This is a genomic window from Bradyrhizobium sp. URHC0002, from assembly GCF_054059515.1.
Window position 1 is genome coordinate 2,672,870 of the sequence record NZ_JBSSCF010000001.1, and the last position, 26,980, is coordinate 2,699,849.

A 26,980-nucleotide genomic window follows, 5' to 3' on the forward strand; every position below is an offset into this window, starting at 1 on the left:
CGCGCGGGCGACCGGGGCTTCCGAACGGTCTGCGGCCGGATCAGTAGCAGACGTTCACCGTCCGCCAGCGGAAGCCAAACGGCGTCAGCACGCGGCGGGTCACGTAGCAGCCGTCATAGCCGCCACCGACGAAGCCGACGCCGAAGCCATGACCCCAGTGGTGGTGGTGATGATGATGCGGCCAGATGAAGCCACCACCCGCCGACGCGGAGGTCGGAGCCAGCGCCATAGCGCTGAGGGAAGCGGCGGCAACAAGCGCGAGAGTCACTTTGCGAAGCATGGTCGTTCTCCAAAATGTGCGCGGTCGACGTTTTGTCTTGGCGCGGGTTTCAAGTTTCAGTCTTACCCATCGCCAATCTGTCGTGCGCCCAAAGATGCGGGTTCGAGAAAACGGCGCCGCGTTTGCCGACAATTTTCTGAACGATTATTCAGGTGTGAAAAACATCACACAGGCTCCAAAACGCTATCGCTGTAAGCATTTCAGGCTGCGGCGCTTTGCTCTTCGTTAACCAGCGCCGGCAGCATCCGCGCATCCGTGACCGCGCGCACGATCATCGGCTCGTTGCGGCCGCGGATCTCGACGTCGTGCTGCGGCAATGCATCGGCGGAAAGGCCCGCGGTTGCGCGAACTTCATCCGAGACGACGACCTCGCATGAAAGGCCCTTGGTCATGTCCTGCAGCCGCGCCGCGACGTTGACGGCGTCGCCGAGCGCGGTGAACACCATGTGGTCGCGATAACCGATGTCGCCGACGATCACTTCGCCGCCATTGATGCCGATGCCGAAACGGATCGGCTCGCGCAGATCATGCTCGAGAAACTTATTCAGTTCGTCGACATTGGCGGCGATCATCGCCGCCGCGCGCAACGCCTGACGGCAGGCTTCCTGCCGGCTGCTTGACAGTCCGAACAGCGCCAGCATGCCGTCGCCCACGAACTGGTTCGGCATGCCGCCGCTCTCGAGCACCGCCTGCGACACCGCGCCGAGGAACCGGTTGACGATGAAGACGGTGTCGAACGGCAGGCGCTTTTCCGCCATCCTGGTCGAGCCGCGCATGTCGACGAACATGTTGACGAGATAGCGCTCCTGTCCGATCCGCGTCGGGTTCGAGCCGTGGCCGTCGGCAGTGGTGTGCGGCAGGAAGAGCTGGAAGAACGACAGGTCGCTGGCCGGCCGCAACTGGCAGGCCAGCCGGATCGACGGATCCGAGGTGCCGACCCGGCCGAGCACGAAGGCCTCGCGCTGCGATGGCTCGGGCAACCCGCTGCAGTCGCCGATGATGCGGATGCGGCAGGTCGAGCAGCGCGCGCGGCCGCCGCACACGCTGGCATGCGGCACGTTGTTGCGCAGGCTGGCCTCCAGCACGCTGAGGCCCTTGGGCACCCGGACCGTGCGGCCGTTGCCGTAGGACAGGTTGACCATGCCGCGGCGGCGCTCATTGATGGCGCGGGCGCCTTTGGCCAGCAGCGCGATGCCGAGCAATCCGAAATAGCCGATCAGGGCGTAGTCGGTGATGCGATCGAGCACCGCCTGCTGCTCGCGCGTCCCGACCTGCCGCTGCGTCAGGTTTTCCGCCCGCCATTCGCGGCTGTCGTCGTCAATGACCTTTCGTCCGCCCTGATAAAAACCCAGCATGGCGAGGGTGGGGATCAGCACGGCCGCCGCCAGCAGGAACGGCGCGGCGCGTTTGAAGAACGCTTTCATCCGGAGCCAGAGATAGAGGCCGATGCAGCCGTGCACCCAGGCGATGGTCATGACCGCGAGCATCAGCCAGAATCGGTACGGCGCCGAGATCCAGTACAGAAAAAGCACCTGCGGATAGAGCTTCTCATGTCCGTACAGCGTCTGGCCGAGCCGCACGCCGATGATATGGGCGATCACCAGCATCGGCACGCTCAGGCCCAGCACGAGCTGCAGCGGCTCGATCGCCTTCCAGCGGAATTGGCGGCGTTCGTAGAGCGCCCAGATGCCGAGCGCGCTGTGCACCAGGCACGCGGTGTAGAACAGGATCGCGACCGGGAGGAATTGCCAGAACGAGGTGTGAAGATAGACGCCGCCGGCCAGCGCCTCCATCGAGACGTTGCCGAGCGCGTGGTTGAGAAAATGGCTGACCAGATAGGCAAACAGGATCAGGCCGCTGACAAGGCGGACCTGACGCAGGCCGATGCCGCGGAGCAAGGTCGTTAGCTGTTCTCGGGATAGGGCGGTCATGCGATCCATAGGGTCTATATCGGCGATATTAGTGTTTTATTCCATCGTTGAATACCACCGTCGTCCCTGCGAACGCAGGGACTCATACTCCGCGGCCTCTCAATGACCCTGTGGCCCACGCGATTTTCCTTACCACGATCGGTGGTTATGGGTCCCTGCGCCCGTGCGCTATTGCACACTAGGCAGGGACGACGATTTTTCCGTCGCGGCACGTTGACACTCCGTTGGTAGTCGAAGAGAAAGCGCCGTGACGATAGCCCCGCCCGATATCAGCCCAACCAAACCGGATCGCTCTGCCGCGCCACCATGGCTTTGGGTTGCCTTGCTGATCGCGGCGCTGACGGCGATGCGGCTGGTCTATGCCGGCGTGCTCGATCTGCGGACCGACGAGGCCTATTACTGGACCTGGTCGAAGGAGAGCGCGCTTTCCTTTCTCGATCATCCGCCCGGCATCGCGTGGCTGATCCGGTTCGGCACCGCGATCTTCGGCGACACAAATCTCGGCGTGCGGTTCGGCGGCATTGTCGCGATGCTGGTCACGCAGCTGTTGCTCGCCGACATCGTTCGGCGCGTGACGCACGATGTGCGCGCCGTTGTCTTCGCGGTGCTGTTGCCGGAAGCGGCGCTGTATTACGGGCTGCTGATGGCAAAGGTCTCGCCCGACACGGCGATGATCCCCTCTGCTGTTGCGATGCTGTGGTCGCTGGTGCGGCTGCATGAGAGCGGCAATCCGCGCTGGTGGCTGGCCGCCGGTCTGTTCGCAGGACTGGCGCTGCTGTCGAAATTCACCGCGATCATGCTGCTGCCGGCGGTCGCGGCGTTCGTGCTGGTACCGGACTGGCGCCGCCGCTGGTTGTTCAGCCCCTGGCCGTTTCTGGCGGCGCTGATTGCGGTGATTGTGTTTCTGCCGGTGCTGATCTGGAATGCAGAACACGACTGGGCGTCGTTCCGCTTCCAGTTCGTGCGTGCGGTCGCGACCCATCCATTGTCGTTCCGCACCGTCGGCGAATTCATCGGGCTGCAATTCGGCCTCGTCGGCTTCGTGCTGTTGCCGGTGGTGCTTTCCGGCGTGACGCTGACCGCCTGGCGCGGCTATCGCAACCGCGAGCCGGTCGCGATCCTGTTGTCGACCGCCGTGGTGGTGCCCTTCCTGTATTTCCTCTGGAAGTCGCTGACGCTCCGCGTCGGCGACACATGGCCGATGTTCCTGTGGCCCGCCGGCTTTGCCGCGACCGCCATCAATCTCGTCATGCTGCCGCGCGAGGGTTGGCCGGACCGGATCGTCAAGGCGACGTTCTGGTGGGCGAGGGTGGCGGTTATCTCCGGTATCGCCTTCGTGGTCGGTGTGTTCTTCTATTACGTCGCCGCACCCTGGAATCTGATCGGCAGGACCGATCCCGTCGGCGGCGAGGCCGGCTATGAACAGGTCGCGGCGCGCGTGCGCGAGCAGTTGCAGGCGACCGGCGCGACCTGGATCGCGACGTCGGACTATCGCACCTACGCGATGCTGCGCTGGCATTTCAACGGGCAGGTGCCTGTGGTCCAGATCAACGAGCGCGGGAGATTCATGGGCTTTCGCGATCCCGGCATGAATCGGGTCAAGGATCATCCCGGCCTTAACGTCGCGCGCGAGCCGGACCATCGCCTGCCGCTGTGGGATCTCACGACGGCGAAGCGGCAGCCGCTGGCGCGGGTTGAGCGCGTCTGGCGCGGGGTGGTCATGGATACCTACGCGCTGGAAAAGCTCACGGGATGGACGCCCGAGCTTTCGCCGCCGCCGGATTCGCCGCTGTTCCGCTGGCGCGTGCTGGCGGGAGGATTGCGATTCGATGCAGTGGTTTCGTAGCAAGGCGACAGCGTGCCCACGATCCTGAGCGCGATCGCCGATAGAAGGGGGGCACGGCGCGGGTGCGCCTTTGCCGATCCTGCGACAGTGTTGCGATCTTCGGCACAAACCTTCGTATAGTAGCTGTATCCGTTTGTATCTGCGCCACTTACCTACGGACAATTGAGCACTGGTGCCGCGTGCTTTAGCGTCTCGGCATCGGGTTCGGCTGTCGCGGGAAAATTTCACGGCCAAAGCGATCAAGTACAGCAACAATATTGCAGCTGTCTATGCGACGAGTCCTGCTCTCTTCTGCGAGTTGACGGTGAGTGCGGCCTGGGATGCCCGCAGGCGGGTTTGTCGTGCCGGTCACCCAAACAGTAACCTGAAGTGAGGTCCTTGTTCCCTTGCTATCCAAATTTGGGGTCATTGCCGGAATGTCATCCTCCCTCAGCAAGATCGTGCTCCTGATCGATGGCGCCAATCTCCATGCGACCAGCAAAACGCTCGGTTTCGATATAGATTACAAGCGACTGCTCAAGGAATTCCAGAGCCGAGGCACGCTGCTTCGTGCGATTTACTACACTGCGGTCATCGAGGATCAGGAATATTCGTCGATCCGGCCCTTGATCGACTGGCTCGATTACAATGGCTACACCGTCGTCACCAAGGCGACCAAGGAGTTCATCGACGCCAGCGGCCGCCGCAAGGTGAAGGGCAACATGGATATCGAACTCGCGGTCGATGCCATGGAACTCGCAGCGCATGTCGACCAGATCGTGCTGTTCTCCGGTGATGGCGATTTCCGTCCCCTGGTCGAGGCGTTGCAGCGCCGCGGGGTCCGGGTGACCGTCGTTTCGACGATTTCGTGTCAACCGGCGTTGGTCGCCGACGAATTGCGGCGCCAGGCCGATGTCTTCACTGACCTGGTGGAGTTGAAATCCAAGATTGGCCGCGACCCGTCCGAGCGGCCGCCCCCGCGCGAGCTGCGTCAGCACATGCCGGAGTTCTTGCACCGCGACACTAATTTGTAATCGCGGCGATCTTCAACGCTTGCCTCGATTGTCGCTTTGTCCATCGCCCGCAGGGTGGGCAAAGCGATAGCGTGCCCACCATTTGCACACGAATCCGGATAGCAGATGGTGGGCACGGCGCAAGTGCGCCTTGAATCGGCTTCGGGCCGGGCGCGGCCTAATCGCCGAAATCATCCACCACCAATTATGAACTCCTTGCACTACGGAACTGAATTGGCACGACCTAATCGTTCCGCGCACCGGACTTGGAACCCCTCCCGTGATGTCGCGTTGCCGCTCGCAACGGGAGGTAATGCGGGATGGCCAAAGCCAAGAAGCAATCAAGCCGCGGGCGCAAGCAGGATCGGGCGCGGATCGCTGGCGGGCAGGATTACGAGGTGCGCTACACGGCGAAGAAGACCAAGCGGTCTGCAGGCGCGGTGAAAAAGGCGGTCAAGAAGGTGGGCAGCAGTCGCAAGCGGGTCGAGCGCCGGCTCGGACGTTAGGAACGCGAGCTAAGGTGGTGGGTTGAACCGTGTCGCACCTGCCCCCAAGTGCGATACCTCAGCTCAGGAAGGGTCTCAGCGGTGCCGCTGGGGCCCTTCTCGCGTTCAGTGGGACCGAAACTCACAGGTCTCATTGAACAAAGCTCGGACCTGAACCGTCTTACTTACGGAGATGGTCCATGGATCAAAGTGACGACCCCCGGGAACTGGAGCGCAAGATTGAACAGGCGACCCGGATTGTTTCGCGCGTCAACGATCAGACCACCCTGGAGCGGCTAAGGACGTGGATCGAGGATCTGAAGCAGAAGCTGCGGCAGCGTCTGGAGGCGAGACGTACAAGGCAGGCGGTCAGTGCCCGCGCCCACGAACTTTGGGAACAGAACGGACGTCCCCCAGGCCGTGACCTGGAGTTCTGGCTTCAGGCCGAGTCCGAGATCGGCGAGCGCCATCCGCAGTAATCAGTGCTTCAGTATTGGCGGCCCAGACGTGTGCCTGAGCGTCCCGATGTGTCGGTCCAGATGCCATAGCTCAACATCGTGACCATCAACGACCTGCCCGGCGAGCCTGAGAGCTTCGACATCGTCATCGCATCGCAGTTCGACACGATTTTGCACATGGCCGTCGGACCCCATGATGTAGGCGCGGTAACCTGCCATGGCCGTTTGCCCTATGCTGGACGCTGAAGGCCCTTTGGGTTGTCCGGACGGACAATGGCCTGTTTCCCGACCCCCGTGGCTGTAAATTAGATGGTCATGCCATTTGAGCCGCTTGAGCCGTTCCTAGAAAGTTTCGCTCGGGGAGCAGAACATAGGATTCGCTTTCCCCCGGATTCCGGCGCACCCTAGGCTGTCACCGCGCGGACCATTTGGCAGCTATCGGTGATGAGACCGCTCGGTCGCGCTCCCGCCCAACTCAAACAGGGGAGCAGCGCCATGAAGATGCGGCATCGTTTCAAACAAACAAGATCACTCAAAGAGCGCCTTCTCGAGGAGGCGCAAAATCTACGAGACGCGGCGAAGCTGTTACCCTCTGGACCCGTCCGCGAAGCCGTCTTGAAAAAGGCGCGGCAGACCGAAGCGGCGGCCCATATGGACGACTGGCTTAACTCGCCGGGCCTGCGGTCGCCGAAGAAGGACGACACCCCAGGGCCAGGCTAATTCGATTGCCCGCCGTGGACATCCGAAACGCGCTTTCTTTGCCCGTCAAGCGAACAACTCGGCGCCGACCGGCGTGAGGGTGACGAAGTCCCAGATTCATGCGCGCTCGCAGCCGGAGAAGAAGCCGCGCTTGCAGAAGAAGCGCGCACCACACGAGATCGTAAAGGGAATTACGACGCGGTCGCCGACCTTTAATGCCTTGTTCTCCGAACCGACTTCGACCACTTCGCCCATCGTCTCATGGCCGAGCACGTCACCCTTTTCCATTGTCGGCATGACGCCGTCGAACAGTTGAAGGTCGGAACCGATCGCGCTCCGGAGGGGTGTTAACACAAAAGCGTCCAACGCAGCCTGATGCAATCCGTAGGGTGGGCAAAGCGATAGCGTGCCCACCATCAAGACGTGCGCTCGGCAATGGATGGTGGGCACGGGTCCTCAGCGCTCCCTTAGCAAAATCGAACCTCACGCCTCATCGTCGCGCTTGCGCAACAAATCCTTGGCGAGATCGGCGAGCGCCGGTCGTGGCAGCGCCGTAAACGGCAGCGGGCGGGTGACGTCGATCGCGGCCAGCCCCAGCCGTGCCGTGAGCAGCCCATTCAGCACGCCTTCGCCGAGCCGCTGCGAGAGCTTTGCCGCGATGCCGTGGCCGAGCATCTGCTGCACCAGGCTGTCGCCGACTGCCATGCCGCCGGTGATGGCGAGATGGCCGATGACATGACGCAGCAGGCTGAGCATGCCGAGCGTGCCGGGCCGGCCGCCATAGAGCCGCGCCAGTTGCCGGATCAGCCGCATCGCCGCGACGAACACGAACAGCACGTCGATCAGCGCGCGCGGACTGACGGCCGTCACCACCGAGACGCGCTGCGCGGCCGTGGAAACCAGCCGCCGCGCTTCCTCATCCAGCGGCGCCATCAGTTCGCGCTCGGCGAGCTTGATCATGTCGGCGCCGTCGATGATGTCGTCGGCATGGCTCACCAGCGCGGCGCGGGCGCGGGCCAGTTGCGGGTTTTGATGCGCGAGCTTGAGCAGGTCGTTGACGACGGCGCGGCTCTCGGCGCGGTCGTCGCTGCGCAGCACTTCAGTGGCGCGCTGATGCAGTTTTTCGATCGCCGCCAGCCGCGCCAGCCCGAAGGCTTCGCGCCCGATGACAACCGCCAGCGCCAGTGCTGCTGTGGCGGCGAATGCCAGCGCGACGTAGCCCAGGGTTTCGCTGCGCGCGAACAGGTCCTCGATCAGGTTGACGACGCCGAGACCTGAGGCCAGCAGCACGAGGCCACCGGCGGCGGACCAGAACATCGTGCCCCAGCGAAAACCGCGGCGCGCCGGGACAAGCGGCGCATCGATCGGTACCGGCAGGGTGACCGGATCGGCTTCGGGCGTGATCTGCACGGTGCCGCGGGCGGGGCGTCCGGTTTCATCCGGGCCCATCAAGACCACGCCGGGATCGCCGAGCTTGAACGTTGCCGGCCGCCGATGCGGCGTTTTCTCGCTCATTGCAGTCGGTCTCCGATCAGGAACTGGAGGGCGCGGTCGAGGCGGATGTGAGGCAGCGCGGGCTCGTCGCTGGCCGTGCGCTCCAGGAGCGGCGGCCGGAAGCGCAGGAAGCGGAAATCGGCCTGTTCGGAAGCCGTGCTGGAAAGGCCGCGAAAGCCGCCGGTGAACAGTTCCTCAGGGTCCGCGGGCAGGTCGCCCGGAAAGGTCGCGACTTCGGTCTCGCCGTCGAAAGCCTCGCCATTGGCGGTCTCGCCCGGCGCGGGCGTGCCGATGATGGACGGCAGCTTCTCCCGGCCACGCGCGACCTGCGCCTCGCGCGTGGCGCGCACCGCCGATAGCGCGACCACGTCGATGGCAGCACCGGCATATTCGGCGCGGTCGGCCGCCTTGGCGACCGCCCGCCGCAGCACGGCTTCCAGCCGGTCATGGCTCTGATGGTGCAGATGATCGGCCTTGGTGGCGGCAAACAAAATGCGATCGATCCGGGGACGAAACAGACTGCTCAGGATCGTGCTGCGGCCGATCCGGAAGCAATCGAGAATGCCCGTCAGCGCGGCTTCGAGATCGTGCAGCGCTTCCGGTCCGGCGTTGAAGGCAGCGAGCGCATCGACCAGCACGATCTGGCGGTCGAGGCGGGCAAAATGATCGCGGAAGAACGGGCGCACCACGACGTCCTTGTAGGCCTCGTAACGCCGCCGCATCATCGCCCACAGCGAACCGTCGGGCGCGCTGCCGTCGGCCGCAACATCGAGCGGCGCAAAGGTCAGCGCCGGCGTATCAGCGAGATTGCCCGGCATCAGGAAGCGCCCCGGCGGCAACAGGCTCATCGCAAAGCGTTCGTCGCGGCAGGCGCGCAGATAATCCGTAAACAGCTTTGCCGCCATGCGCGTCGCCTGTTCGTCCTCGCGGCCTTCGGCGACAAGCGTCTTCAGGTGCTCGTGCCAGGGTGCTGCGAGTTTTGCGCGCGGGCCTTCGCGCGACAGCGCAAGACTCTCGGTCGACCATTGCTCAAAACTCTTGTTGAGCAGCGGGAGGTCCAGCAGCCACTCGCCGGGGTAATCGACGATGTCGATGGTCAGCGTGCGGTCGGCGCCGTTCTGCCGCTGGTAGTCGATGACGAGACGCAATTCGCTGATGTCGACGGTGGAGTTCGGCCAGCGCCGCTCCTCGATCAGGGTGCGGACGTGGTTCTCATAATCGAAGCGCGGCACGGCATCGTCCGGCTGCGGTTCGAGCCGGGCGCGGGCGATGCGGCCCGTGGCATAGGGTTCGAAGACCGGAAACCTTCCGCCGCGGGTGAGGCCATGGATCAGTGCGGTGATGAACACGGTCTTGCCGGCGCGCGACAGGCCGGTGACGCCGAGCCGCACCGTCGGATGGAAGAAGCTGTCGCCGTAGTCCAGGAGCGCCCGCGCCGACAGGCGCGCTTCCTCGACGATGTCTGAAAAACTGGGGGCCATGGGTGTGTGGAAGGCTCGGTGCGAGAGAGGCTTTGGTGGGGTAATCACCGGAAAAGTGGCGATTGGCGGGCCGAAATCAAGCTTTCGTCATATCCTGCCACCGGGTTGCGCGAATGCGCGCCCGATGACAGGCTCCACCGGTCGCTCCCTCATTACCTGCCGCAGGCCTGCATGACCATTTTCAGACTAAAGCAAATCGCCTCGACTTCCTTCCATGCGGCGGCCGACGCCATGCAGTGGAACTACGACCGCGCCGAGCTGATCGCCGATGGCGTCGTGCATATCGTCGGGATCTGTTTTGGACTGGTGGCCGCCACCGCGCTGATCGTACTGACCGCCGTCTATGCTACCGCCGTCGACATCGCCGCCGTGTCGGTCTATGTCGCGGGCCTGCTGGCGATGCTGGTGCTGTCGGCGACCTATAATCTCTGGCCGGTCTCGCGCGCCAAATGGGTGCTGCGCCGCTTCGATCACTCGGCGATCTATCTGCTGATCGCGGCGACCTACACGCCGTTCATCATGGAACTGAAGCACAGCACCTTGGCTATCGCGCTTCTGATCGGCGTGTGGTGCCTGGCGATCGTCGGCATCGCACTGAAGATCGCACTGCCGGGTCGATACGATCGGCTGGCGACCGGACTTTACCTCGCCATGGGCTGGAGCGGCATGATGCTCTATGACGCCGTAATGGAGAAGTTACCGGCACTGACGCTGGGTTTCACGCTCGCAGGCGGCGTGCTGTATACCTCCGGCGTTATCTTCCATGCCTGGCAGCGGTTGCGATTCCAGAACGCAATCTGGCATGGCTTCGTCTTGCTCGGCGCGGCCTGCCACTATACGGCTATCCTTGATATGGTTCTGACGTAAGAAACAATAACAGGGAGAGACGGCCATGCAGGTAACGGGCAAAGTCGTGGTTGTCACCGGTGGCGGCAACGGCATCGGGAAGGCGATGTGCGAGGCTTTCCATCGCGCCGGCGCAGCCAAGGTCGTCGTCGCCGATATCGATCCCGATGGCGCGCGGGCTGTCGCCACGCCGATCGGTGGGGCGGCCTTCAAATGCGATGTCGGAAAAGAGAAGGACATCCTTCACGTCATCGAGGAGACCGAGCATCAATTCGGCCCGGTCGCGCTGTTCTGCTCCAATGCCGGCATCGGCGGCGGGTTCGATCCTATGTCGGTCAACGCCGGCGGAAGCTCGGACGAGCCGTGGCAGCGCAGCTGGGCCGTTCATGTCATGGCGCATGTCTATGCGGCGCGGCATCTGATCCCGCGCATGAAGACGCGCGGCGGCGGCTATTTCCTCAACACGATTTCGGCAGCGGGCTTGCTGTCGCAGGTCGGTAGCCCGGCCTATTCGACCACCAAGCATGCGGCGGTGGGTTTTGCCGAGAATCTGGCGATCTCGCACAAGGCCGACAACATCAAGGTTTCGATCCTGTGCCCGCAGGGCGTCGACACCAACATGCTGCGCTCGATCCCCAAGGGCCCGCAATCCGGCGACGGCGATCTTTCGCCGGAGCAGGTGGCAGAGGACGTGCTGAAGGGACTGGAAGAGGAAACTTTTGTGATCCTGCCGCACCCGCAGGTGCTGGGCTACATGCGCAAGAAGACCGAGAATTACGACCGCTGGATCTCGGGCATGGCGAAGATCCAGGCGAAGATGCGGGAGAGTTACGGGAAATAGCATAGCGAGAAGGGCGGCCTTTCGGCCGCCTTTCCCGTTTCCCCTACCTTTACTGGCAGGGGTACATCCGGCCGTCATCCAGACGGGTCATGGCGCCGGGCTGGCAGAGGAATCCATTGCGCGTCGCGTAATCCTGGCCGCCGTAGTAGGCGTAGGGGCCGCCGCCGACTCCGTAGTACGGGGCCGGAGTTCCATAATAGCCAGCTGCGGCAATGCCTGCGCCCACCACACCGGCGCCGACCACGGCGGCACCGACTGCGGCCCGACGGCCCTGCCGGCGGGCAACGCCCGCGACGCTGACGGGAGTCAGCGGACGACCTACCCGTGCCTGGGCGCTCTCGACAGACAGCGAGACGCCCTTTTGTTCGGTCCAGTCGACAGAGAGTATTGTCGCGCACGCGAAGACGGCGATCGCGATGGCGGCTTTTCCCAGACTTACCTGTTTCATGGTTTTCTCTCCCGGGTTGCCCCACGCCGAATTATCGTGCGAGCGTCCATGGCCGACCCTTGCGCTATGTCAAAGCAAATGCCGCGCGTCGCGGGCGGAAATGGTATTCAGCCATTGATTCGAAAGAGGTTTCTTGAACCGGCTGGCCTCGCCATTCAGAAAAAATCCGGTGACGCAGGATGCGTCTCATGCGCTGGTTGCCGGGCGGATGAATGGATCCCGGGTTGCGCGGAGCCTGCCATCACTGTGCGAGCGCAATTGCGCTCGTCATTGTGCGAGCGAAATTGCGCTCGTCGTGGGGCGAGCATTCGCGCGGCCCGTTGGCTCCATCGGGGCTACGAATTTTCTCAGGGATTGCGAACGAGAAGGGCGGCGTTTCGGCCGCCTTTCCCGATAGCCCCTTTTACTGGCACCGGTGCATCAGGCCGTCGTCGAGGCGGACCATCGTGCCGGGCTGGCAGATGATGCCGTTGCGCGCCGCGTAGTCCTGGCTCCATACGCCCGGACCGCCGTAATAGGCAGCGGAGCCGCCGTCGCCGTAATAGGCGTAGGAGTCGCCACCGCTGCCATAGTAGGCGGCGGTCGCTCCGGTTGCGACGGCACCGGCGCCCACCGCGGCTACACCGGCCGCGGCCCGCCGCGCCTGCCGCCGGGTAACGCCCGGGGTGTAGGGATCACTCATCTGTGCCTGCGCACGCTCGATAGACAGCGAAGCGCCCTTTGGTTCGCTCCAGTCAAACGAGAGCATGGTCGCGCATGTGAAGACGGAGACGGCGAGGGCAGCTTTTCCGAAACTAGGATGTTTCATTATATTCACTCCAGGGTTGCCCCATGCTGAATTCTCGTGCGAGCGTAGAGGGCCGTCAAGTAGCGCCGCGTACGGAACTTACGGACGAATTGTTCGGCCTTTGAATCAAGAAGAGGCTTCATGAGCTGGCGTGGCTGGCCATTCGGAAAAGCTCCGGCGACGCCGGATGCTCCGCATGCACTGCTGGCTGATATCGAGAAACAGGGCAGGCAATATCTCGACGAGGCCGACAACGGGAAATGGGTCTATCCAGCCTGCAAGCGGATCGCGTCGGATGCCGGCGCCGACAAGGACCAGGTCGGCAACCATACGCGGCTGGAAGCCGTGCGCTATCTGCTGACGGTGCCGCGGAGCGAATTCAGACTACTTGCCGAACCCAACTCGCAATCGGCGATACTGGACGGCTATCTTCGCCAGTTGCCGCACGATGACACGGTGATCGAATTCACCGGCAACACGATGAGCGATCTGGCGATTGCCGTCATCGCCGGATTCAACTGGCTCAATCATTGCGCCGGCCTTTCCGGCGCCGACCGCCGAAAGTTTTCGGGAACGCTCAACCACTTCCGCAGAGTTGCGATGTCGGCGCAGAAATGGTGGGAGATGAAAGGCGCCAAGGAGCGCTACGCGCAACTGTTGCAGGCGCAGCAGGAGCCGCCGCTGTTCCTGTATCTGGTCTGGGCAGACTATGGCCGACTTGCGAACGAAATCGCCGCGGCGCGGGCCGGGCGTCGGCCCTAACTTTTCTGCGCGTAGAGCAATGGCACGGCGGAATCCACCATCACCTCGATCAGGCTGGTGCCGTCATGCGAAAGGCCATCGTTGAGCGCGCCTGCGAGTTCGGATGATTTCGTCACGCGCACGGCGTGGCAGCCCATGCCTTCGGCGAGCTTGACGAAATCGATGCCGGGCAGTTCGAGGCCCGGCACGTTGCGCACCTGCATCACCTGGCTGAACGAACGCATCGCGCCGTAGCCGGCATTGTTGATGACGACGACCGTGAGCGGCAGGTTGCGTCGGGCCGCGGTCCACAGCGCCTGGATCGAATACATCGCCGAGCCGTCGCCGATCAGGCAGACGGTGCGCGTAGCGGGTCTTCCCAGCGCCATGCCGACGGCGGCGGGCAGGCTGTAGCCGAGGCCGCCGCTCGACATGGTGTAAAAGCTGTCCTGGCCGCGCATCGGCATGAACTTTTGCAACGCCGGGCGATGCGAGGGCGCTTCCTCCACCAGCACCGCATTGGCGGGCATGGCTTCGGACAGCGAATGCAGCAGGAATTCGACCGGCAGCGGATCGGTGGCTGATGGCGCCGGAGGAAGCACGCGGCCGGAAGGCATTGCGCGCTTTGATTCCGGAAGCAGGTCGAGCAGCATTGCCAGCGCCGGCTTCATGGTCGCGACGATGCTGGCACCCGACGGCGTTACGGCTGCGGCGTCCGGGTCATCGGTGATCTGGAAGATCGTGGTGGCGCCGTCGAAGATCGCGGCATGGCCTTCGACATGGAAGGTGAACACCGGCGCGCCGATCACCACCACCAAATCATGGCCGCGCAGCGTGTCCGATAGCTGGCCCGGCGAGGCGTGCAGGAAGCCGGAAAATTGCGGATGACGTTCGGGAAAAGAGCAGCGCGCCGAGAACGGGCTGATCCATACCGCGGCCTTCGTCTTCTCTGCGACCCGCACCATCAGATCGACGGCGCTGGCGCGGTCGACACCGGGGCCGACGACGAGGGCAGGGCGCTTGCTCGCCGCGAGCGCGGCAACCAGCGCCTTCATCGCTTCCGGGTCGGGGCCGAGTTCGCGGCTGACGTGGCGGGCTTCGACCGGTTGCGTGGGGCGCGTCCAGTCATCGATCGGGATCGAGACGAAGGTCGGCCCGCAGGGCGGCTGCATCGCGACGTAATAGGCCCGCGCGATCGCCGCCGGCACGTCTTCGGCGCGCGCCGGCTCGACGCTGTATTTGACGTAGGGCCGCGGAAATTCGGAAGCGCGCTCGGCATAGAGAAAGGCCTGTAGCGGCAGGATCGAGCGGGCCTGCTGGCCGGCGGTGATCACCAACGGCGTCTGGTTGCGGTGGGCGGTATAGATATTGCCGAGCGCATTGCCGACGCCGGCGCCGGAATGAAGGTTGACGAAGCCGGCGTTGCGGGTCGCCTGCGCGTAGCCGTCGGCCATGCCGACGACGCTGGCCTCCTGCAGGCCGAGCACGTAATCGATGTCGTCGGGCCAGTCGCTGAGGAACGGCAATTCGGTCGAGCCGGGATTGCCGAACACGCGCTTGATGCCGAACGCGCGGAGCAGGCTGAAGGTGGCGTCCTTGACGGTGGTGGTGGCGGCTTTGGCTGGTTTTCGGGACGACATCGGGCGGCGGTTCCCATCAGGATCTGCTTGTGTTCCACCATCGCTCTCGAGCAAAGGTGGAAGCAATCCACGTCTCGATGGATTGCTTTAGGAAGTCAAGCCGGCCCCGAAAACAAATGAGGAGGCGCCACGCGCCTCCCCTTTTTCATGCGAACCTGCGACCGTGCTCGATCCCTGCCGGGATGCGCGGCTATTTCTGGATGCAGGTATCGGCGGTCTCCCTGGTGCATTCGTCGAGGCCGGTAAATACCGGGTCATCCACCTTTTTGCCCTCGATCAGGTCGATCATGACCGACGGCGCCTTGTAACCCATCTCGAACGGCCGCTGACCGACCAGCGCTTCGACGCGACCTTCCTTGGCGATCGCGACTTCATCGCCGATGGTATCGGCGGCGACGATCACCAGCGACTTGCTGGCGATCTGCGCCTTGTACTGATCCGTGAGCTGACGATAGGGTTGCGGCGCACCGAACAGCGGCCAACCGCCCTCGATCACGAACGCATCGAGTTTCGGATTGGCGGTGAGGATGTCCGACATCGCCTGCACGCCCTTCGGCCCGTCGTCATTGGTGAAGACCGGGCAACCTGCGATCTCGGTCCAGCCGCCTTCGCCCTTCAATCTGTCCAGACCTTTCTGGCCGGACAGGGCATCGCGCGTTCCGGTGGCCCGACGCAGAATGTTGTCTGCGGCGGCATTGCCCTCGATCAAGCAGACCGTGCCGCCGTTCGGCTTTGCCTTCTTCAAATATTCGCCGAGCCGAAAGCCCATCAGGTAATTGTCAGTGCCGAGATAGGTCTTGCGAAGCGCGGCGTCTTCCTTTTTGAGGTCGGCGTCGAGCGTCATGACTGGAATTTTGGGCTTGGCGGCCTTGATCGCGTTGGCGATCAATGGCGCATTCGAGGGCGAGATCGCAATCGCCACGGTGTCGGGCTTGCCAAGCATGTCCTGGACGATCTGAGCCTCGCCCGCCTCGTCCGAGGTCGAAGCAGGCCCCGTGTAGAAGCAGTGATAGGGAGAACTGGCGTTTTCCTTGTTCCACTTCTCGCAGCCTTGATGAATGGCCTCAAAGAACGGATTGTCGAGGCCTTTGACGACGATGACCAGTTGCTTCTTCTGAGCCATGGCCGATCCGGCAGACAGGCTCATCGCCGCAGCGACCAACGCCAGTAGTGCTTTGTTCATTTGTCCCTCCCACGTGTTGCAGCGGACGTTCATTCGCCCGCTTGCCAAAGTTCGCCTAGTTCAAAATTTTACGAGGGCAAGGAAATCGCTTGATGTGGGGGTGGCTATCAGGTCCCAGGCATCCGCACTATTTCGAGCTTGTCCTCGAATGAGATCCGCAGTGACGAAAGAGTCCGATGGCGATAGCCACAATCAGCGCTTGAAAAGGATAATTCGGTCGCTCGGCGAGTCAACGGATATGTTCCGGGAAATCAATATTGAGGGGTTTGAGGTGTTTGATTTGGCGCCGGAATCATTGACTGACCAAGGGCCCTGTAATTCAATGCCTCTTCCTACCATTCAAAGATATGACGCGTGTCGCGGCGTCGACTCCGCGCGAGGTAAACACCGGCATGGCCCTCCTCGAACTGAAAGACGTTTCGAAGCATTTCGGCGCGATTCATGCCCTCACCGACGTTTCGCTGTCGCTCGAGCCTGGCAAGGTGGTGGGACTGATGGGTGACAACGGGGCCGGCAAGTCCACCCTCGTCAAGATCATCGCCGGAAATTTTCGTCCGACCCATGGGACGATGCAGATGGAAGGCGGGGAGCTGTCCATGCATCGGCCGATTGAAGCGCGCCGGCACGGTATCGAAATCGTGCATCAGGATCTCGCGCTCTGCGACAATCTCACCGCTGCCGCCAATGTTTTCCTCGGCCGCGAAATCCGCAAAGGCGTCGGCCCGTTCAAAATTCTCGACTATGCCGCGATGTATCGCCGGGCCGGACAGATCTTCGCCGAGCTGCGATCCGAAACCCGGCCGCGCGATCTGGTCAGGCAGATGTCCGGCGGACAACGCCAGGCGGTGGCCATTGCCCGAACACGGATCGCCGACGCCAAGATCGTCTTGATGGACGAGCCGACCGCGGCGATCTCGGTGCGGCAGGTCGCCGAGGTCCTCAATCTCGTCCGGCGGCTGCGCGATCACGGCATCGCCATCGTGTTCATCAGCCATCGCATGCCCGATGTATTCAGCATTGCCGATCGCGTCGTGGTGCTGCGCCGCGGCCGCAAGGTGGCCGACAAGGACGTCGCCGCCAGTTCGCCGGAGGAAGTCACGGGGCTGATCACCGGGGCAATCGAACGCGCGTAGTGAAGCATCTCGACGCTTGCAGGAAACCGAAAGTTTCATGGATGGATATTCAGTTCGACGACAACATCAAGCGCGCCAGATTCCCGCTGCTCACCTGGCTGACCTCGCGACAGGCCTTCTGGGTCACGGTGGCGGTCATCCTGGCCTGCATCTTCCTGTCGTTCGCGACCAACTCGTTTGCGACCTCGAACAACATTTACAACGTCGCCCGCAACTTCACCTTCGTCGCGATCATTGCGCTCGGGATGACGATCGTGATCATCACCGGCGGCATCGATCTGTCGGTCGGCTCGGTGCTGTGCCTGTGCAGCATGATTCTCGCGGTCGTGATGCACGCCGGCTACAGCATCGAGGTCGGCATCGCCGCCTCGCTCGGAACGGCGCTGCTGATCGGCGCGATCAACGGCGTGCTGATCGCGTATCTGGGTATCCCGCCGTTTGTGGTCACGCTGGGCATGCTGTCGATCGCGCGGAGTCTCGCGATGGTCGCGTCCAACAATACCGTGGTGTTCCAGTTCGGTCCGGATCACGAAAAGCTCCTGTTCCTTGGTGGCGGCGCGTGGCTGTTCGGGATCGCCAACCCCGTGATCTACATGCTCGCGCTTACGCTGCTGACCGGTTTTGTGCTGCATTACACGCGATTTGGCCGCTACGTGTTCGCGATCGGCGGCAACGAGCATGCCGCTATCGTCACGGGCGTGCCGGTGCGGCGAACCAAGGTGGCCGTCTACATGATTTCCGCGCTCTCGGCCGGCATTGCCGGTGTGATCGAGACGGGCTGGCTCGGCGCCGTCACCACCAATCTTGGGTCGGGCATGGAACTGCAGGTGATCGCCGCGGCGGTGATCGGCGGCGCCAATCTCGCCGGTGGAATTGGTACCGCCTTCGGCGCCCTGATCGGTTCGGCGCTGATCGAGGTGATCCGCAACAGTCTTGGCCTGTTGGGCATCAGCGCGTTCTGGCAGGGTACCTTTATCGGCACCTTCATCATCGTTGCCGTGGCCTTCGACCGGATCCGGAATTTCCGGTCGCCGACATGAGCGCGGCCGGATCACAGTACGTCTCCACCATTCGATCAGCGACGGACGGAAAAAGAAAATGACAGGCCAGCGCGTCGTATTCACCGGGGGAACCGGCAAGGCCGGCAGGCACGTCCTGCCGCATCTGCAGAGCAAGGGCTACGACCTTCTCAATGTCGATCTCAAGCCGTTCGATCATCCCGGCATCAGTACCCTGATCGCCGATCTGACGCACAGCGGGCAGGCCTTCAACGCCCTGACCACGCATTTCGGCTTCGACCGTTTCGAAGCCGGCAGGCCGCCGGCGGCGCCGGACGCCGTCGTGCATTTTGCCGCGATACCGCGGGTACTGATCGAACCGGATAACGAGACCTTCCGCGTCAACACGGTCAGCACCTATAATGTGATCGAGGCCGCGGCGAAACTCGGCGTCCGCAAGATCGTGATCGCCTCCAGCGAAACCACCTACGGCGTCTGTTTTGCCGAAGGCGAGAAGGACTTCAGGAGCTTCCCGCTCGAGGAGGACTACGACACCGATCCCATGGACTCGTACGGGCTTTCCAAGGTCGTCAATGAAAAGACCGCGCGCGCCTTCGCCATGCGCTACGGCATCGACGTCTATGCGCTGCGGATCGCGAACGTCATCGAGCCGCATGAATACGACATGTTTCCCGGCTTCCTGGCCAATCTGCCGTCGCGAAAACGCAATGCCTGGGGCTATATCGACGCACGCGACCTCGGCGAGATCGTGCATCTGGCGATCCAGACGGACGGGCTCGGCTTTCAGGTGTTCAACGCCGTCAACGACACCGTCACCGCCAACGTTCCGACCCGCGAAGTGCTGAGCCGCTATTGTCCCAACGTCCCGATCACCCGCGAACTCGGCGAGTACGAGGCGCCGCTGTCGAACAGGAAGGCGCGCGAGGTGCTGGGCTTCCGGGAAGCGCACAACTGGCGGAAATACGTCAAGGCCGGGTAGCGGCCGGATACTGCATCCCGCGTCATCCTCCCTGCGCAGTCATTGGTTGTCCTTTGGTCCCGGCAGAGTACTGTCGGCTGCCCGGAATCCAGACAGGGAGGCAGGCCATGGTGAAACCGTTTCCGTCGAAGACCCACATCGGCAACCACATGCTGCATCCCGAAACGCTGATGCTGAACTACGGCTACGATCCGCAACTGTCGGAGGGCGCCGTCAAACCGCCGGTCTTCCTCACCTCGACCTTCGTCTTCACGACCGCCGAAGACGGACAGGACTTCTTCGATTTCGTCTCGGGTCGGCGCGAGCCTCCCGAGGGGATGGGCGCGGGCCTGGTTTATTCGCGGTTCAATCATCCCAACAGCGAGATCGTCGAGGACAGGCTTGCTGTCTACGAGCGCACCGACAAATGCGCGCTGTTCTCGTCCGGCATGTCAGCTATTGCGACCACGATCCTCGCCTTCGTCCGCCCTGGCGACGTCATTCTGCACTCTCAACCGCTCTATGGCGGGACGGAAACCCTGTTTGCGAAGACGCTTGCGGGCCTCTCGATCGGGGCGGTGGGCTTTGCGGACGGCATCGACGAAGCCGCAGTCAGGCTGGCGGCGGAAGACGCCATGCGCAAAGGCCGGGTTGCGATGATTTTTATCGAAACCCCGGCAAATCCCACCAACGGCCTGGTCGACATCGCGATGGTCCGCCGCGTCGCCGAAATGATCGGCCAGACTCAGGGGCACACACCAATCGTCGCGTGCGACAATACGTTGCTCGGGCCGGTGTTTCAGCGGCCGATCGAACACGGCGCGGATCTTTCGTTGTACTCGCTGACCAAATATATCGGCGGTCATTCCGACCTGATCGCGGGCGCTGCACTCGGCTCAAAAGCCCTCATGAAGGACGTCAAGGCGTTGCGAGGCGCCATCGGCACCCAACTGGACCCCCATTCCTGCTGGATGCTCAGCCGGTCGCTCGAAACACTGAGCATCCGCATGGAAAAAGCTGACGCAAACGCGCGGCTCGTGGCGGATTATCTGCGCGACGACGCCAAGGTGGCCAAGGTCCATTACCTTGCTCACCACGAAGCGAGCTCCCCGGCCGGCCGTCTGTTCGCGAGGCAATGCACCGGCGCGGGCTCCACGTTCTCGTTCGATATCGTCGGCGGCCAGGCTGCCGCATTCAAATTCCTGAACGCGCTGCAAATCTTCAAGCTGGCGGTGAGCCTCGGCGGCACCGAGTCGCTTGCCAGCCTGCCAGCAAGCATGACCCACTCCGGCGTTCCGGCTGACATCCGGCAAAAAATCGGCGTTCTCGACTCAACGATCCGGCTGTCGATCGGCATCGAGCACCCGTCCGATCTGATCGCTGATATCGCGCAGGCTTTGAACGCGGCCTAGCTGCGCGCTTTGCGCCCTGGAGCAGCTTCAGAGAATCAGCTTCAACGTGGCCGTCGTCCCCGGCTTGAGAGATAGACGCGCGCCGCATTGCCGCCGAAGACGTCTGCCTTTTCGTCAGGTGACAGATCGGCCAGCAAGGTTTCGGCGGCAGCGAACCATTTGGCATATCCTCCCGCCAGATTGACGACTGGCCAATCGCTTCCCCACACCAGTCGATGTGGCCCGAAGCACGCGCGGACGTGATCCACCGCCTGGCGCAGATCCGCAATCTGCCAGTCCGGCGCAGCCTCTGTAACCAGTCCGGACAGTTTGCAGACGATGTTCGGATGTTCGGCAAGCAATGCGACATCGCGTTGCCAGATCGCAATCTCGCCGGTCGCAAGCTGCGGTTTGCCGCAATGGTCGAGCACAAATGTCAGATCGGGATGTCTGCCGATCACTTCCAGGAGTTTCGGCAAATGGCGCGGCAGCACCAGCGCATCGAATACCAGGCCAGCTCGGGCCATCGCCGCCAGCAGGGGCGTTAGTGCCGGACCAAGCAGCCAGTCGTCGTCGGCGATGTCCTGAACCATCGGCCGCAGTCCCACCAGAAGGTTCTGCGCCGCCAGCGCATCGATGCGCGCGACGCCGTCGGGTGCATTGAAATCCGTCCAGCCGACCACGCCGCGCACCAATTCTGCGCTTTCCGCGATATCGAGCAGAAACATCGTCTCGGCCTCGGTCGGCGCGGCCTGCACCAGGATAGTGCCCTCGATAGCAGTGGCGGCGAGATGCGGCGCCAGATCCGAGAGCCGAAAGTCACGATAGATCGGCGCCAGCTCTGATGTCAGCCAGCCATAGTCGCCACGGGAGAGAGTCCACAGATGCTGATGCGCATCGATCCGCATCAGCGGAGCGCCGTTGACGGAACGGGCGCATCCGTATCCAGCAGATGCTGCGCCTTCAGATCGGTCCAAAACGCTGACGGCACCTGACTGGAGAGTGCGGCGACGTTGCGCTCAACCTCCTGCGGGCTTTGCGCCCCCAGCACAACGCTGACCACGGCCGGATGGCCCAGGGCGAAATGCAGCGCCGCAGTCGGCAAGGCAACGCCATGGGCATCGCAGACGCGTTGGATATCGGCCACCTTCGCCAGGATGTGAGGTGGCGCGTCCCGATAGTTGTATTTCGCGCCTTGAACTGCGCCGGTTGCCAGAATGCCTGAATTGAACACGCCGCCGAGCAGCACGCCGATTCCCTGTCGCTCGGCCAGCGGCAGGAACTGCGCCAGCGCCGGTTGCTCAAGCAGCGAATAGCGCCCGGCGAGCAGCATGGTGTCGAACGATCCGGCTTGCGCGAAACGCACGCACATCTCGGCCTCGTTCACGCCGACCCCGATGCCCGCGACCACGCCCTCCGCGCGAAGCCGGTCGAGCGCCACATAGGCGCCTGCCATCGCTTCGCGAAAGCGGTCCTCGATCGCATCGCTGCCGTGGGTCCAGACATCGACGTCGTGGATCAAGAGCAGGTCCAGCCGGTCCGTACCCAGCCGCAACAGCGACTGTTCCACCGAACGCATGGTCCCGTCATAGGAATAATCGACCACCGCGCGGTGCGGTTGCCCACCGACAAAGCCGGAACCGTCGCTTGGCAGGTGAAACGGGTCCATCCAGCGACCCACCTTGGTGCAGACCACAATGTCCTGTCGCGGCAGGCGCCTGATCGCCGTCCCGCAGCGATGTTCGGCCAGGCCGCGGCCATAGAGCGGGGAAGTGTCGAGAAGGTTGATGCCCAGCTCGAATGCCCGCTCCGCCGCGGCGATAGCCGTGGCGTCGTCCAACTTCGCGTAGAGATCGCCAAGCGGCGCCGTTCCGAATCCCAGAACCGAGACCTGGAGTCCGGTCCGGCCAAGCACACGGCGCGGCACTGCCGAAAGCGGAATCATGTCGGACAATTTTCCTCCGGTTCGTTCCCCCGTCGCGCCGGCGCTTGCCTTTTTGAGGTCGGCTTGGGGTAACCGGCGCATCGCCGCCTTGCGCGCAAGGCGGACGTTGCAGCCTTCACCACGTCGCCGTTCCCTTCATCGTCGGCTGGCCATCGGCGTTCGCGATCCACAGTTCCATGCCGGCGCTGGTTTCGTTGGCGTTGATCGAGAACTCGCCGCCCTCGAACAGCGGCTGCACGCCACGATAGCTGAACTTTTTCGGCGCGCTATCGCCGTGAAGCTTTGCGGCAAACTCGACGATCAGCGCCGCCTGCAAGGGGCCATGGAAGATCAGGCCCGGATAGCCTTCGACCTTGGTGACGTAGTCGCGGTCGTAATGGATGCGGTGGCCGTTGAAGGTCAGCGCCGAGTAACGAAACAGCAGCACGGGATCGCTGACATGGCTTTCGCGATGCTTTGCGACGGGCGGCGGCGGAGGCGCCTTGGCCGCCGCGGCCGGCGCCGCGCCGCCCATGTCGCGATACACGATGTCCTGCCGTTCGCGGATCGCGGTGCCGCGCGGCGTCGTGATGGTGTGCTCGACGGCAACGAAGCAGAGCACGCCGGTGGAGCCGGTCTTCATCGTCACGTCTGAAATCCGCGAGGTGCGCGTCGTTTCATCCCCGACGCGCAGGGGCGCGATAAATTCGATCTCGCCGCCGGCCCACATCCGGCGCGGCAGCGGCACCGGCGGCAGGAAGCCGCCGCGGGTCGGGTGACCGTCGGGGCCGAGCTCCGACATCGGAAACACCGGCTGCGCCAGGCACCAATGCGTGGTCCACGGCGCGGCGTCGCCTGTCTTCGGCTCGCCGATGTCCTGGAACAGCGTTGCGCGCAAACCCTTCACCAGTTGGGCGGTGACGATGTCTGACGCCTCCGTGCTGCGGCCGATCCATTGGCGCAGATGGTCGAGGTCGGGCTTTTCAGCGGCAGAGGTCATGATTTGAGGCCCCGCGCGCGGGTCGCCGTGGGAAGTTCGACGTGATCGCCGACGGCGGGCACCGCGCCATAGTGCCTGTCCTCGCCGACGAAGATCGCGGCGGGCGCGGCATAGCTCACCTTGCCCTTCGGCGTATCGACCTCGATCCTGCGAAGATGCGGATGCACGGCAAGGTCGGCCATGGTGTTGACCTCGGCGAACGCAATATCGGCAGCGTCCAGGCGCTTGAGGAGATCGACGCGATTCATGGCCGCAAAACTGTCGGCCACCGTCTTGTCGGTGAGTGAGCGATTACGCACGCGCTCGACCATGTTGGCAAAGCGCGGATCGTTTGGCAGGTCGGGCTGATCCAGCACTTCGGCGCAGAGCTTCTTCCACTCGCGCTCGCTCTGGATCGAGATCAAAATGCCTTTGCCGTCTTTTGAGTTGAACACGCCATAGGGCGCGATCGACGGATGGGCCAGCGCCATCCGCTTCGGCGGGTTGCCGGCTTCCGAATTGATCAGCGGCACCGCCATCCAGTCAGCCATCACGTCGAACATCGAAATGCGGATGTCCGCGCCCTTGCCGGTGCGTCCGCGCGCGATCAGCGCCTCGAGGATCGAGGCATGTGCCGTGGCGCCGGTCGCGATATCGACGACGGAGATGCCGACGCGGGATGGGCCTTCAGGGCCGCCGGTGATCGAGGCGAGGCCGCTCTCGGCCTGGATCAGGAGGTCATAGGCCTTGCGGTCGGCATAGGGGCCGTCGTCGCCATAGCCCGAGATGGTGCAGCAGATCAGCGCCGGATAGTCCTTCTTGAGGCGCTCCAGCGAGAAGCCGAGCTTGTCCATCGAGCCGGGCTTGAGGTTCTGCAGCAGCACGTCGGCGCTCGCGATCAGTTCTTCAAGCGCGGCGCGGCCTTCCTTGGTGGCGAGATCGATCACCACGGAATTCTTGCCGCGGTTGAGCCAGACGAAATAGCTGCTCTGGCCTTTCGCTGCCGCGTCATAGCCGCGGGCAAAGTCGCCCTCGGGGCGTTCGACCTTGACGACATGCGCGCCGGCATCGGCAAGCCTGGAGCTGCAGAACGGTGCGGCGACCGCTTGTTCGACGGAGACGACGATCAAACCTTCCAATGGCAGCATCTGATGTACTCAGTAGGAGCGGGGCAGGCCAAGCACATGCTCGGCGACGTAGGACAGGATCAGATTGGTCGAAATCGGTGCAACCTGATACAGCCGCGTTTCGCGGAACTTGCGCTCGACGTCGTATTCCTCGGCAAAGCCGAAGCCGCCATGGGTCTGCACGCAGGCATTGGCCGCTTCCCATGAGGCGTCCGCCGCCAGCATCTTGGCCATGTTGGCCTCGGCGCCGCAATCGAGTCCGGCTTCATATTTGCGGGTGGCTTCCTTCACCATCAGTTCGGCCGCGCGCATCGCGGCGTAGGCCTTTGCGATCGGGAACTGAACACCTTGATTTTGGCCGATCGGACGGCCGAACACGGCGCGCTCCTTGGCATAGGCGGTGGCTTTTGCGATGAACCATTTGGCGTCGCCGATGCATTCGGCTGCAATGAGAATGCGCTCGGCGTTCATGCCTGACAGGATGTAGCGAAAGCCCTTGCCTTCGTCGCCGATCAGGTTTTCGGCCGGCACGCGCATATCCGTGAAGAACACCTCGGTGGTGGCGTGGTTCATCATGGTGCGGATCGGGCGGATTTCGAGACCCTTGCCCTTCGCCTCGCGCATGTCGACGATGAACACCGACAAACCATCGGTGCGCTTCTTCGCCTGCTCCTTCGGCGTGGTGCGCGCCAGGAGGATCATCAGGTCGGAATGCTCGGCGCGGCTGGTCCAGATCTTCTGGCCGTTGACGATGAAGTGGTCGCCGTCACGTTTGGCGACGGTCTTCAGCGACGAGGTGTCGGTGCCGCTGGTCGGCTCGGTGACGCCGAACGCCTGCAGGCGCAATTTGCCGCTGGCGATCCCGGGCAGGTATTTTGCCTTCTGGGCGTCGTTGCCGTGCCGCAGCACGGTGCCCATCGTGTACATCTGGGCGTGGCAGCCGCCACCGTTGCAGCCGGCCCGCTGGATCTCTTCCAGGATCGCGGCCGCGGCCGAAAGCTTCAGCCCGGAGCCGCCATACTCCTCGGGGATCAGCACCGAAAGGTAGCCGGCCTCCGTCAGCGCGTCGACGAACTCCTTCGGGTACGCCATCTGGCGGTCGAGCTTGCGCCAGTATTCGCCGGGGAACTGGGCGCAGAGTTTGGCGACGGCGTCGCGGATGTCGTGGAATTCGTCTTGTTGTTCTTGTGCGGTCATTTGATTTTCTGGCGATGGATGGTGGGGGATGTCAATTGCCGGATCGCGGGCGGTTGTGAAACCAAAGCCGGTCTCCTATGCTGAATTGTTATAGCGTATGAATCTGCCTTCGAAGATAGGCAAGCGATGGATATCAGGCAGCTCAGGACGTTCAGTTGCGTGGCGGAACTCGGCAGCCTGAGCAAAGCCTCCGACACGCTGCGGGTGGCGCAGCCTGCGCTGAGCCGCCAGATCAAGCTGCTCGAGCACGAATTGCGCGCCGAGCTGTTTACCCGGAACGGCCGCGGCATGGTCCTGACCGATGCCGGCCGCCTTCTGCTGGCGAGGACGACGGGCATTGTCCGGCAGATCGATCAGGTGCGCGACGAAATCCAGTCCGCCGGCGGCCCGCCGTCGGGCCGCGTGGTGCTCGGGCTGGTGCCGACCGTGAGCTGCGTGATTTCGGCGCGGCTCGCCCGGCGCACCGTCGACAAATATCCGGGCATTTCGCTCTGCATCGTCGAAAGCTACAGCGGCCATCTGATGGAATGGCTGCACCGCGGCGAAATGGACCTGGCGCTGATCTACGGGCCGTCGAGCGACCTGCATCTGACCGTGCAGAGTCTCGGCCGCGATCCGATCGTGGCGGTCGGGCCGCGCGGCAGCGGACTGGCGCAGAGGAAGCAGGTCGATATCGGCTGGCTGCTGAAACAGACACTCGTGCTGCCCAGTCATTCGCACGGGCTCCGGGCGCTGATCGAGCAGGCGGCGGCGAAGAAGAAAATCAAGCTCGACGTCAAGCTGGAAGCGGATTCGTTTCGGGTGCTCACAAGTTTGGTCGAAGAAGGGTTGGGATACACGCTGTTGCCGCCTTCCTCGGTGCGCCACGAAGTAGCCTCCGGCCGGCTGGAAACGGCGGCCATCGCCAAACCCGCGCCGATGCGCGAACTGACCCTTGCGTCTCCCATCGATCATCCCGGCTCGACGGCGATCAGTCTTGTGAGCGAGCTTCTCCGCGACGAACTCACCGCCTGCCGCGAAGAGGGCCTCTGGGACATCAAGCTCGCCTGAGCCGATGCGAGGGCCTTTACGGATTGGCTTAGAACAAAACGGCCAGGGGC

26 protein-coding genes and 2 pseudogenes are annotated in these 26,980 nt (G+C 63.3%); 14 read left to right on the top strand and 14 right to left on the bottom strand.

Translation table 11 applies throughout. The annotated features are described in order from the left end of the window. Positions 1-40 precede the first annotated feature (40 nt). Both ACVWVY_RS12810 and ACVWVY_RS12815 read right to left on the bottom strand, forming a co-directional pair. Positions 41-280, bottom strand: coding sequence for a hypothetical protein (locus ACVWVY_RS12810; protein ID WP_212419957.1), 240 nt, complete (start codon positions 278-280; stop codon positions 41-43). Positions 281-480: 200 nt separating this feature from the next. Beyond that, on the bottom strand, positions 481-2,211 hold the full coding sequence (locus ACVWVY_RS12815; RefSeq protein WP_456626707.1) for an adenylate/guanylate cyclase domain-containing protein: 1,731 nt from the start codon (positions 2,209-2,211) through the stop codon (positions 481-483). 346 nt (positions 2,212-2,557) lie between these two features. Between ACVWVY_RS12815 and ACVWVY_RS12820 the strand changes: the two genes are divergently transcribed. The 6 genes from ACVWVY_RS12820 to ACVWVY_RS12845 all read left to right on the top strand — a co-directional run bounded on the left by ACVWVY_RS12820 (position 2,558) and on the right by ACVWVY_RS12845 (position 6,712). Beyond that, the gene (locus ACVWVY_RS12820) at positions 2,558-4,057 is read left to right on the top strand and encodes a glycosyltransferase family 39 protein (protein WP_456632188.1); all 1,500 of its coding nucleotides are present in this window, start codon (positions 2,558-2,560) and stop codon (positions 4,055-4,057) included. A 416-nt stretch (positions 4,058-4,473) separates the two neighbouring features. Beyond that, positions 4,474-5,070 (top strand): LabA-like NYN domain-containing protein, encoded by a 597-nt coding sequence (locus ACVWVY_RS12825; protein ID WP_456626708.1) that lies wholly within the window; start codon positions 4,474-4,476, stop codon positions 5,068-5,070. A 299-nt stretch (positions 5,071-5,369) separates the two neighbouring features. Continuing rightward, positions 5,370-5,555: a DUF3606 domain-containing protein gene (locus tag ACVWVY_RS12830; RefSeq protein WP_456626709.1), complete on the top strand. Its 186-nt coding sequence runs from the start codon at positions 5,370-5,372 to the stop codon at positions 5,553-5,555. A gap of 179 nt (positions 5,556-5,734) precedes the next feature. Then, positions 5,735-6,013 (top strand): DUF2934 domain-containing protein, encoded by a 279-nt coding sequence (locus ACVWVY_RS12835; RefSeq protein WP_456626710.1) that lies wholly within the window; start codon positions 5,735-5,737, stop codon positions 6,011-6,013. 78 nt (positions 6,014-6,091) lie between these two features. Continuing rightward, the gene (locus tag ACVWVY_RS12840) at positions 6,092-6,238 is read left to right on the top strand and encodes a hypothetical protein (RefSeq protein ID WP_456626711.1); all 147 of its coding nucleotides are present in this window, start codon (positions 6,092-6,094) and stop codon (positions 6,236-6,238) included. Between the two features lie 249 nt (positions 6,239-6,487). Further along, positions 6,488-6,712: a hypothetical protein gene (locus tag ACVWVY_RS12845; RefSeq protein WP_456626712.1), complete on the top strand. Its 225-nt coding sequence runs from the start codon at positions 6,488-6,490 to the stop codon at positions 6,710-6,712. Positions 6,713-6,814: 102 nt separating this feature from the next. Here the strand turns inward: ACVWVY_RS12845 and ACVWVY_RS12850 are convergent. From ACVWVY_RS12850 to ACVWVY_RS12860, 3 genes and pseudogenes are all read right to left on the bottom strand, one after another. Then, positions 6,815-7,018: pseudogene (locus ACVWVY_RS12850) on the bottom strand (alcohol dehydrogenase catalytic domain-containing protein); the annotation flags it as partial. A 156-nt stretch (positions 7,019-7,174) separates the two neighbouring features. Then, the gene (locus ACVWVY_RS12855) at positions 7,175-8,206 is read right to left on the bottom strand and encodes a YcjF family protein (RefSeq protein WP_456626713.1); all 1,032 of its coding nucleotides are present in this window, start codon (positions 8,204-8,206) and stop codon (positions 7,175-7,177) included. Beyond that, the gene (locus ACVWVY_RS12860; RefSeq protein WP_456626714.1) at positions 8,203-9,666 is read right to left on the bottom strand and encodes a YcjX family protein; all 1,464 of its coding nucleotides are present in this window, start codon (positions 9,664-9,666) and stop codon (positions 8,203-8,205) included. Before ACVWVY_RS12860 ends, ACVWVY_RS12855 begins: the two co-directional genes overlap by 4 nt. A gap of 171 nt (positions 9,667-9,837) precedes the next feature. On the opposite strand from ACVWVY_RS12860, the gene trhA reads away from it, so the two are divergent. Further along, complete coding sequence (gene trhA, locus ACVWVY_RS12865) at positions 9,838-10,533, top strand: PAQR family membrane homeostasis protein TrhA (RefSeq protein WP_456626715.1); 696 nt, start codon at positions 9,838-9,840, stop codon at positions 10,531-10,533. A gap of 25 nt (positions 10,534-10,558) precedes the next feature. Then, positions 10,559-11,353, top strand: a complete 795-nt coding sequence (locus ACVWVY_RS12870) for an SDR family oxidoreductase (protein WP_456626716.1) — start codon at positions 10,559-10,561, stop codon at positions 11,351-11,353. 49 nt (positions 11,354-11,402) lie between these two features. Here the strand turns inward: ACVWVY_RS12870 and ACVWVY_RS12875 are convergent, their stop codons facing one another. Both ACVWVY_RS12875 and ACVWVY_RS12880 read right to left on the bottom strand, forming a co-directional pair. After that, on the bottom strand, positions 11,403-11,801 hold the full coding sequence (locus ACVWVY_RS12875; protein WP_456626717.1) for a hypothetical protein: 399 nt from the start codon (positions 11,799-11,801) through the stop codon (positions 11,403-11,405). Between the two features lie 403 nt (positions 11,802-12,204). After that, positions 12,205-12,609 (bottom strand): hypothetical protein, encoded by a 405-nt coding sequence (locus ACVWVY_RS12880; protein ID WP_456626718.1) that lies wholly within the window; start codon positions 12,607-12,609, stop codon positions 12,205-12,207. A gap of 120 nt (positions 12,610-12,729) precedes the next feature. On the opposite strand from ACVWVY_RS12880, the gene ACVWVY_RS12885 reads away from it, so the two are divergent. Continuing rightward, positions 12,730-13,350 carry a hypothetical protein gene (locus ACVWVY_RS12885; RefSeq protein WP_456626719.1) on the top strand — a complete coding sequence of 207 codons (621 nt, stop codon included), beginning with the start codon at positions 12,730-12,732 and terminating at the stop codon, positions 13,348-13,350. Here the strand turns inward: ACVWVY_RS12885 and mdlC are convergent. Further along, entirely contained in the window at positions 13,347-14,969 is a 1,623-nt protein-coding gene (gene mdlC, locus ACVWVY_RS12890) for a benzoylformate decarboxylase (protein WP_456626720.1), read from the bottom strand. The genes ACVWVY_RS12885 and mdlC overlap by 4 nt on opposite strands. A 190-nt stretch (positions 14,970-15,159) precedes the next feature. Beyond that, the gene (locus ACVWVY_RS12895; protein WP_456626721.1) at positions 15,160-16,152 is read right to left on the bottom strand and encodes a sugar-binding protein; all 993 of its coding nucleotides are present in this window, start codon (positions 16,150-16,152) and stop codon (positions 15,160-15,162) included. A 392-nt stretch (positions 16,153-16,544) separates the two neighbouring features. Here ACVWVY_RS12895 and ACVWVY_RS12900 point away from each other — a divergent pair, with 392 nt between their 5' ends. The 4 genes and pseudogenes from ACVWVY_RS12900 (at position 16,545) to ACVWVY_RS12915 (ending at position 20,674) form a co-directional block, all read left to right on the top strand. Continuing rightward, positions 16,545-17,285: an ATP-binding cassette domain-containing protein gene (locus ACVWVY_RS12900; protein WP_456626722.1), complete on the top strand. Its 741-nt coding sequence runs from the start codon at positions 16,545-16,547 to the stop codon at positions 17,283-17,285. Between the two features lie 104 nt (positions 17,286-17,389). Then, positions 17,390-18,325, top strand: a pseudogene (locus ACVWVY_RS12905) (ABC transporter permease); the annotation flags it as partial. A 58-nt stretch (positions 18,326-18,383) separates the two neighbouring features. After that, complete coding sequence (locus tag ACVWVY_RS12910; RefSeq protein ID WP_456626723.1) at positions 18,384-19,283, top strand: NAD-dependent epimerase/dehydratase family protein; 900 nt, start codon at positions 18,384-18,386, stop codon at positions 19,281-19,283. A gap of 107 nt (positions 19,284-19,390) precedes the next feature. After that, the gene (locus ACVWVY_RS12915) at positions 19,391-20,674 is read left to right on the top strand and encodes a cystathionine gamma-synthase family protein (protein WP_456626724.1); all 1,284 of its coding nucleotides are present in this window, start codon (positions 19,391-19,393) and stop codon (positions 20,672-20,674) included. A 41-nt stretch (positions 20,675-20,715) separates the two neighbouring features. On the opposite strand, the gene ACVWVY_RS12920 is transcribed toward ACVWVY_RS12915, so the two are convergent. From ACVWVY_RS12920 to ACVWVY_RS12940, 5 genes are all read right to left on the bottom strand, one after another. Next, on the bottom strand, positions 20,716-21,561 hold the full coding sequence (locus ACVWVY_RS12920) for an amidohydrolase family protein (RefSeq protein WP_456626725.1): 846 nt from the start codon (positions 21,559-21,561) through the stop codon (positions 20,716-20,718). Next, on the bottom strand, positions 21,561-22,598 hold the full coding sequence (locus ACVWVY_RS12925; protein WP_456632189.1) for an aldo/keto reductase: 1,038 nt from the start codon (positions 22,596-22,598) through the stop codon (positions 21,561-21,563). Before ACVWVY_RS12925 ends, ACVWVY_RS12920 begins: the two co-directional genes overlap by 1 nt. 115 nt (positions 22,599-22,713) lie before the next feature. After that, complete coding sequence (locus ACVWVY_RS12930) at positions 22,714-23,577, bottom strand: FAS1-like dehydratase domain-containing protein (protein WP_456626726.1); 864 nt, start codon at positions 23,575-23,577, stop codon at positions 22,714-22,716. Continuing rightward, positions 23,574-24,704, bottom strand: a complete 1,131-nt coding sequence (locus ACVWVY_RS12935; protein WP_456626727.1) for a CaiB/BaiF CoA transferase family protein — start codon at positions 24,702-24,704, stop codon at positions 23,574-23,576. Before ACVWVY_RS12935 ends, ACVWVY_RS12930 begins: the two co-directional genes overlap by 4 nt. 9 nt (positions 24,705-24,713) lie before the next feature. Further along, positions 24,714-25,880, bottom strand: coding sequence for an acyl-CoA dehydrogenase family protein (locus ACVWVY_RS12940; RefSeq protein WP_456626728.1), 1,167 nt, complete (start codon positions 25,878-25,880; stop codon positions 24,714-24,716). Between the two features lie 126 nt (positions 25,881-26,006). Between ACVWVY_RS12940 and ACVWVY_RS12945 the strand changes: the two genes are divergently transcribed. After that, positions 26,007-26,930: a LysR family transcriptional regulator gene (locus tag ACVWVY_RS12945; protein ID WP_456626729.1), complete on the top strand. Its 924-nt coding sequence runs from the start codon at positions 26,007-26,009 to the stop codon at positions 26,928-26,930. Positions 26,931-26,980 lie beyond the last annotated feature (50 nt).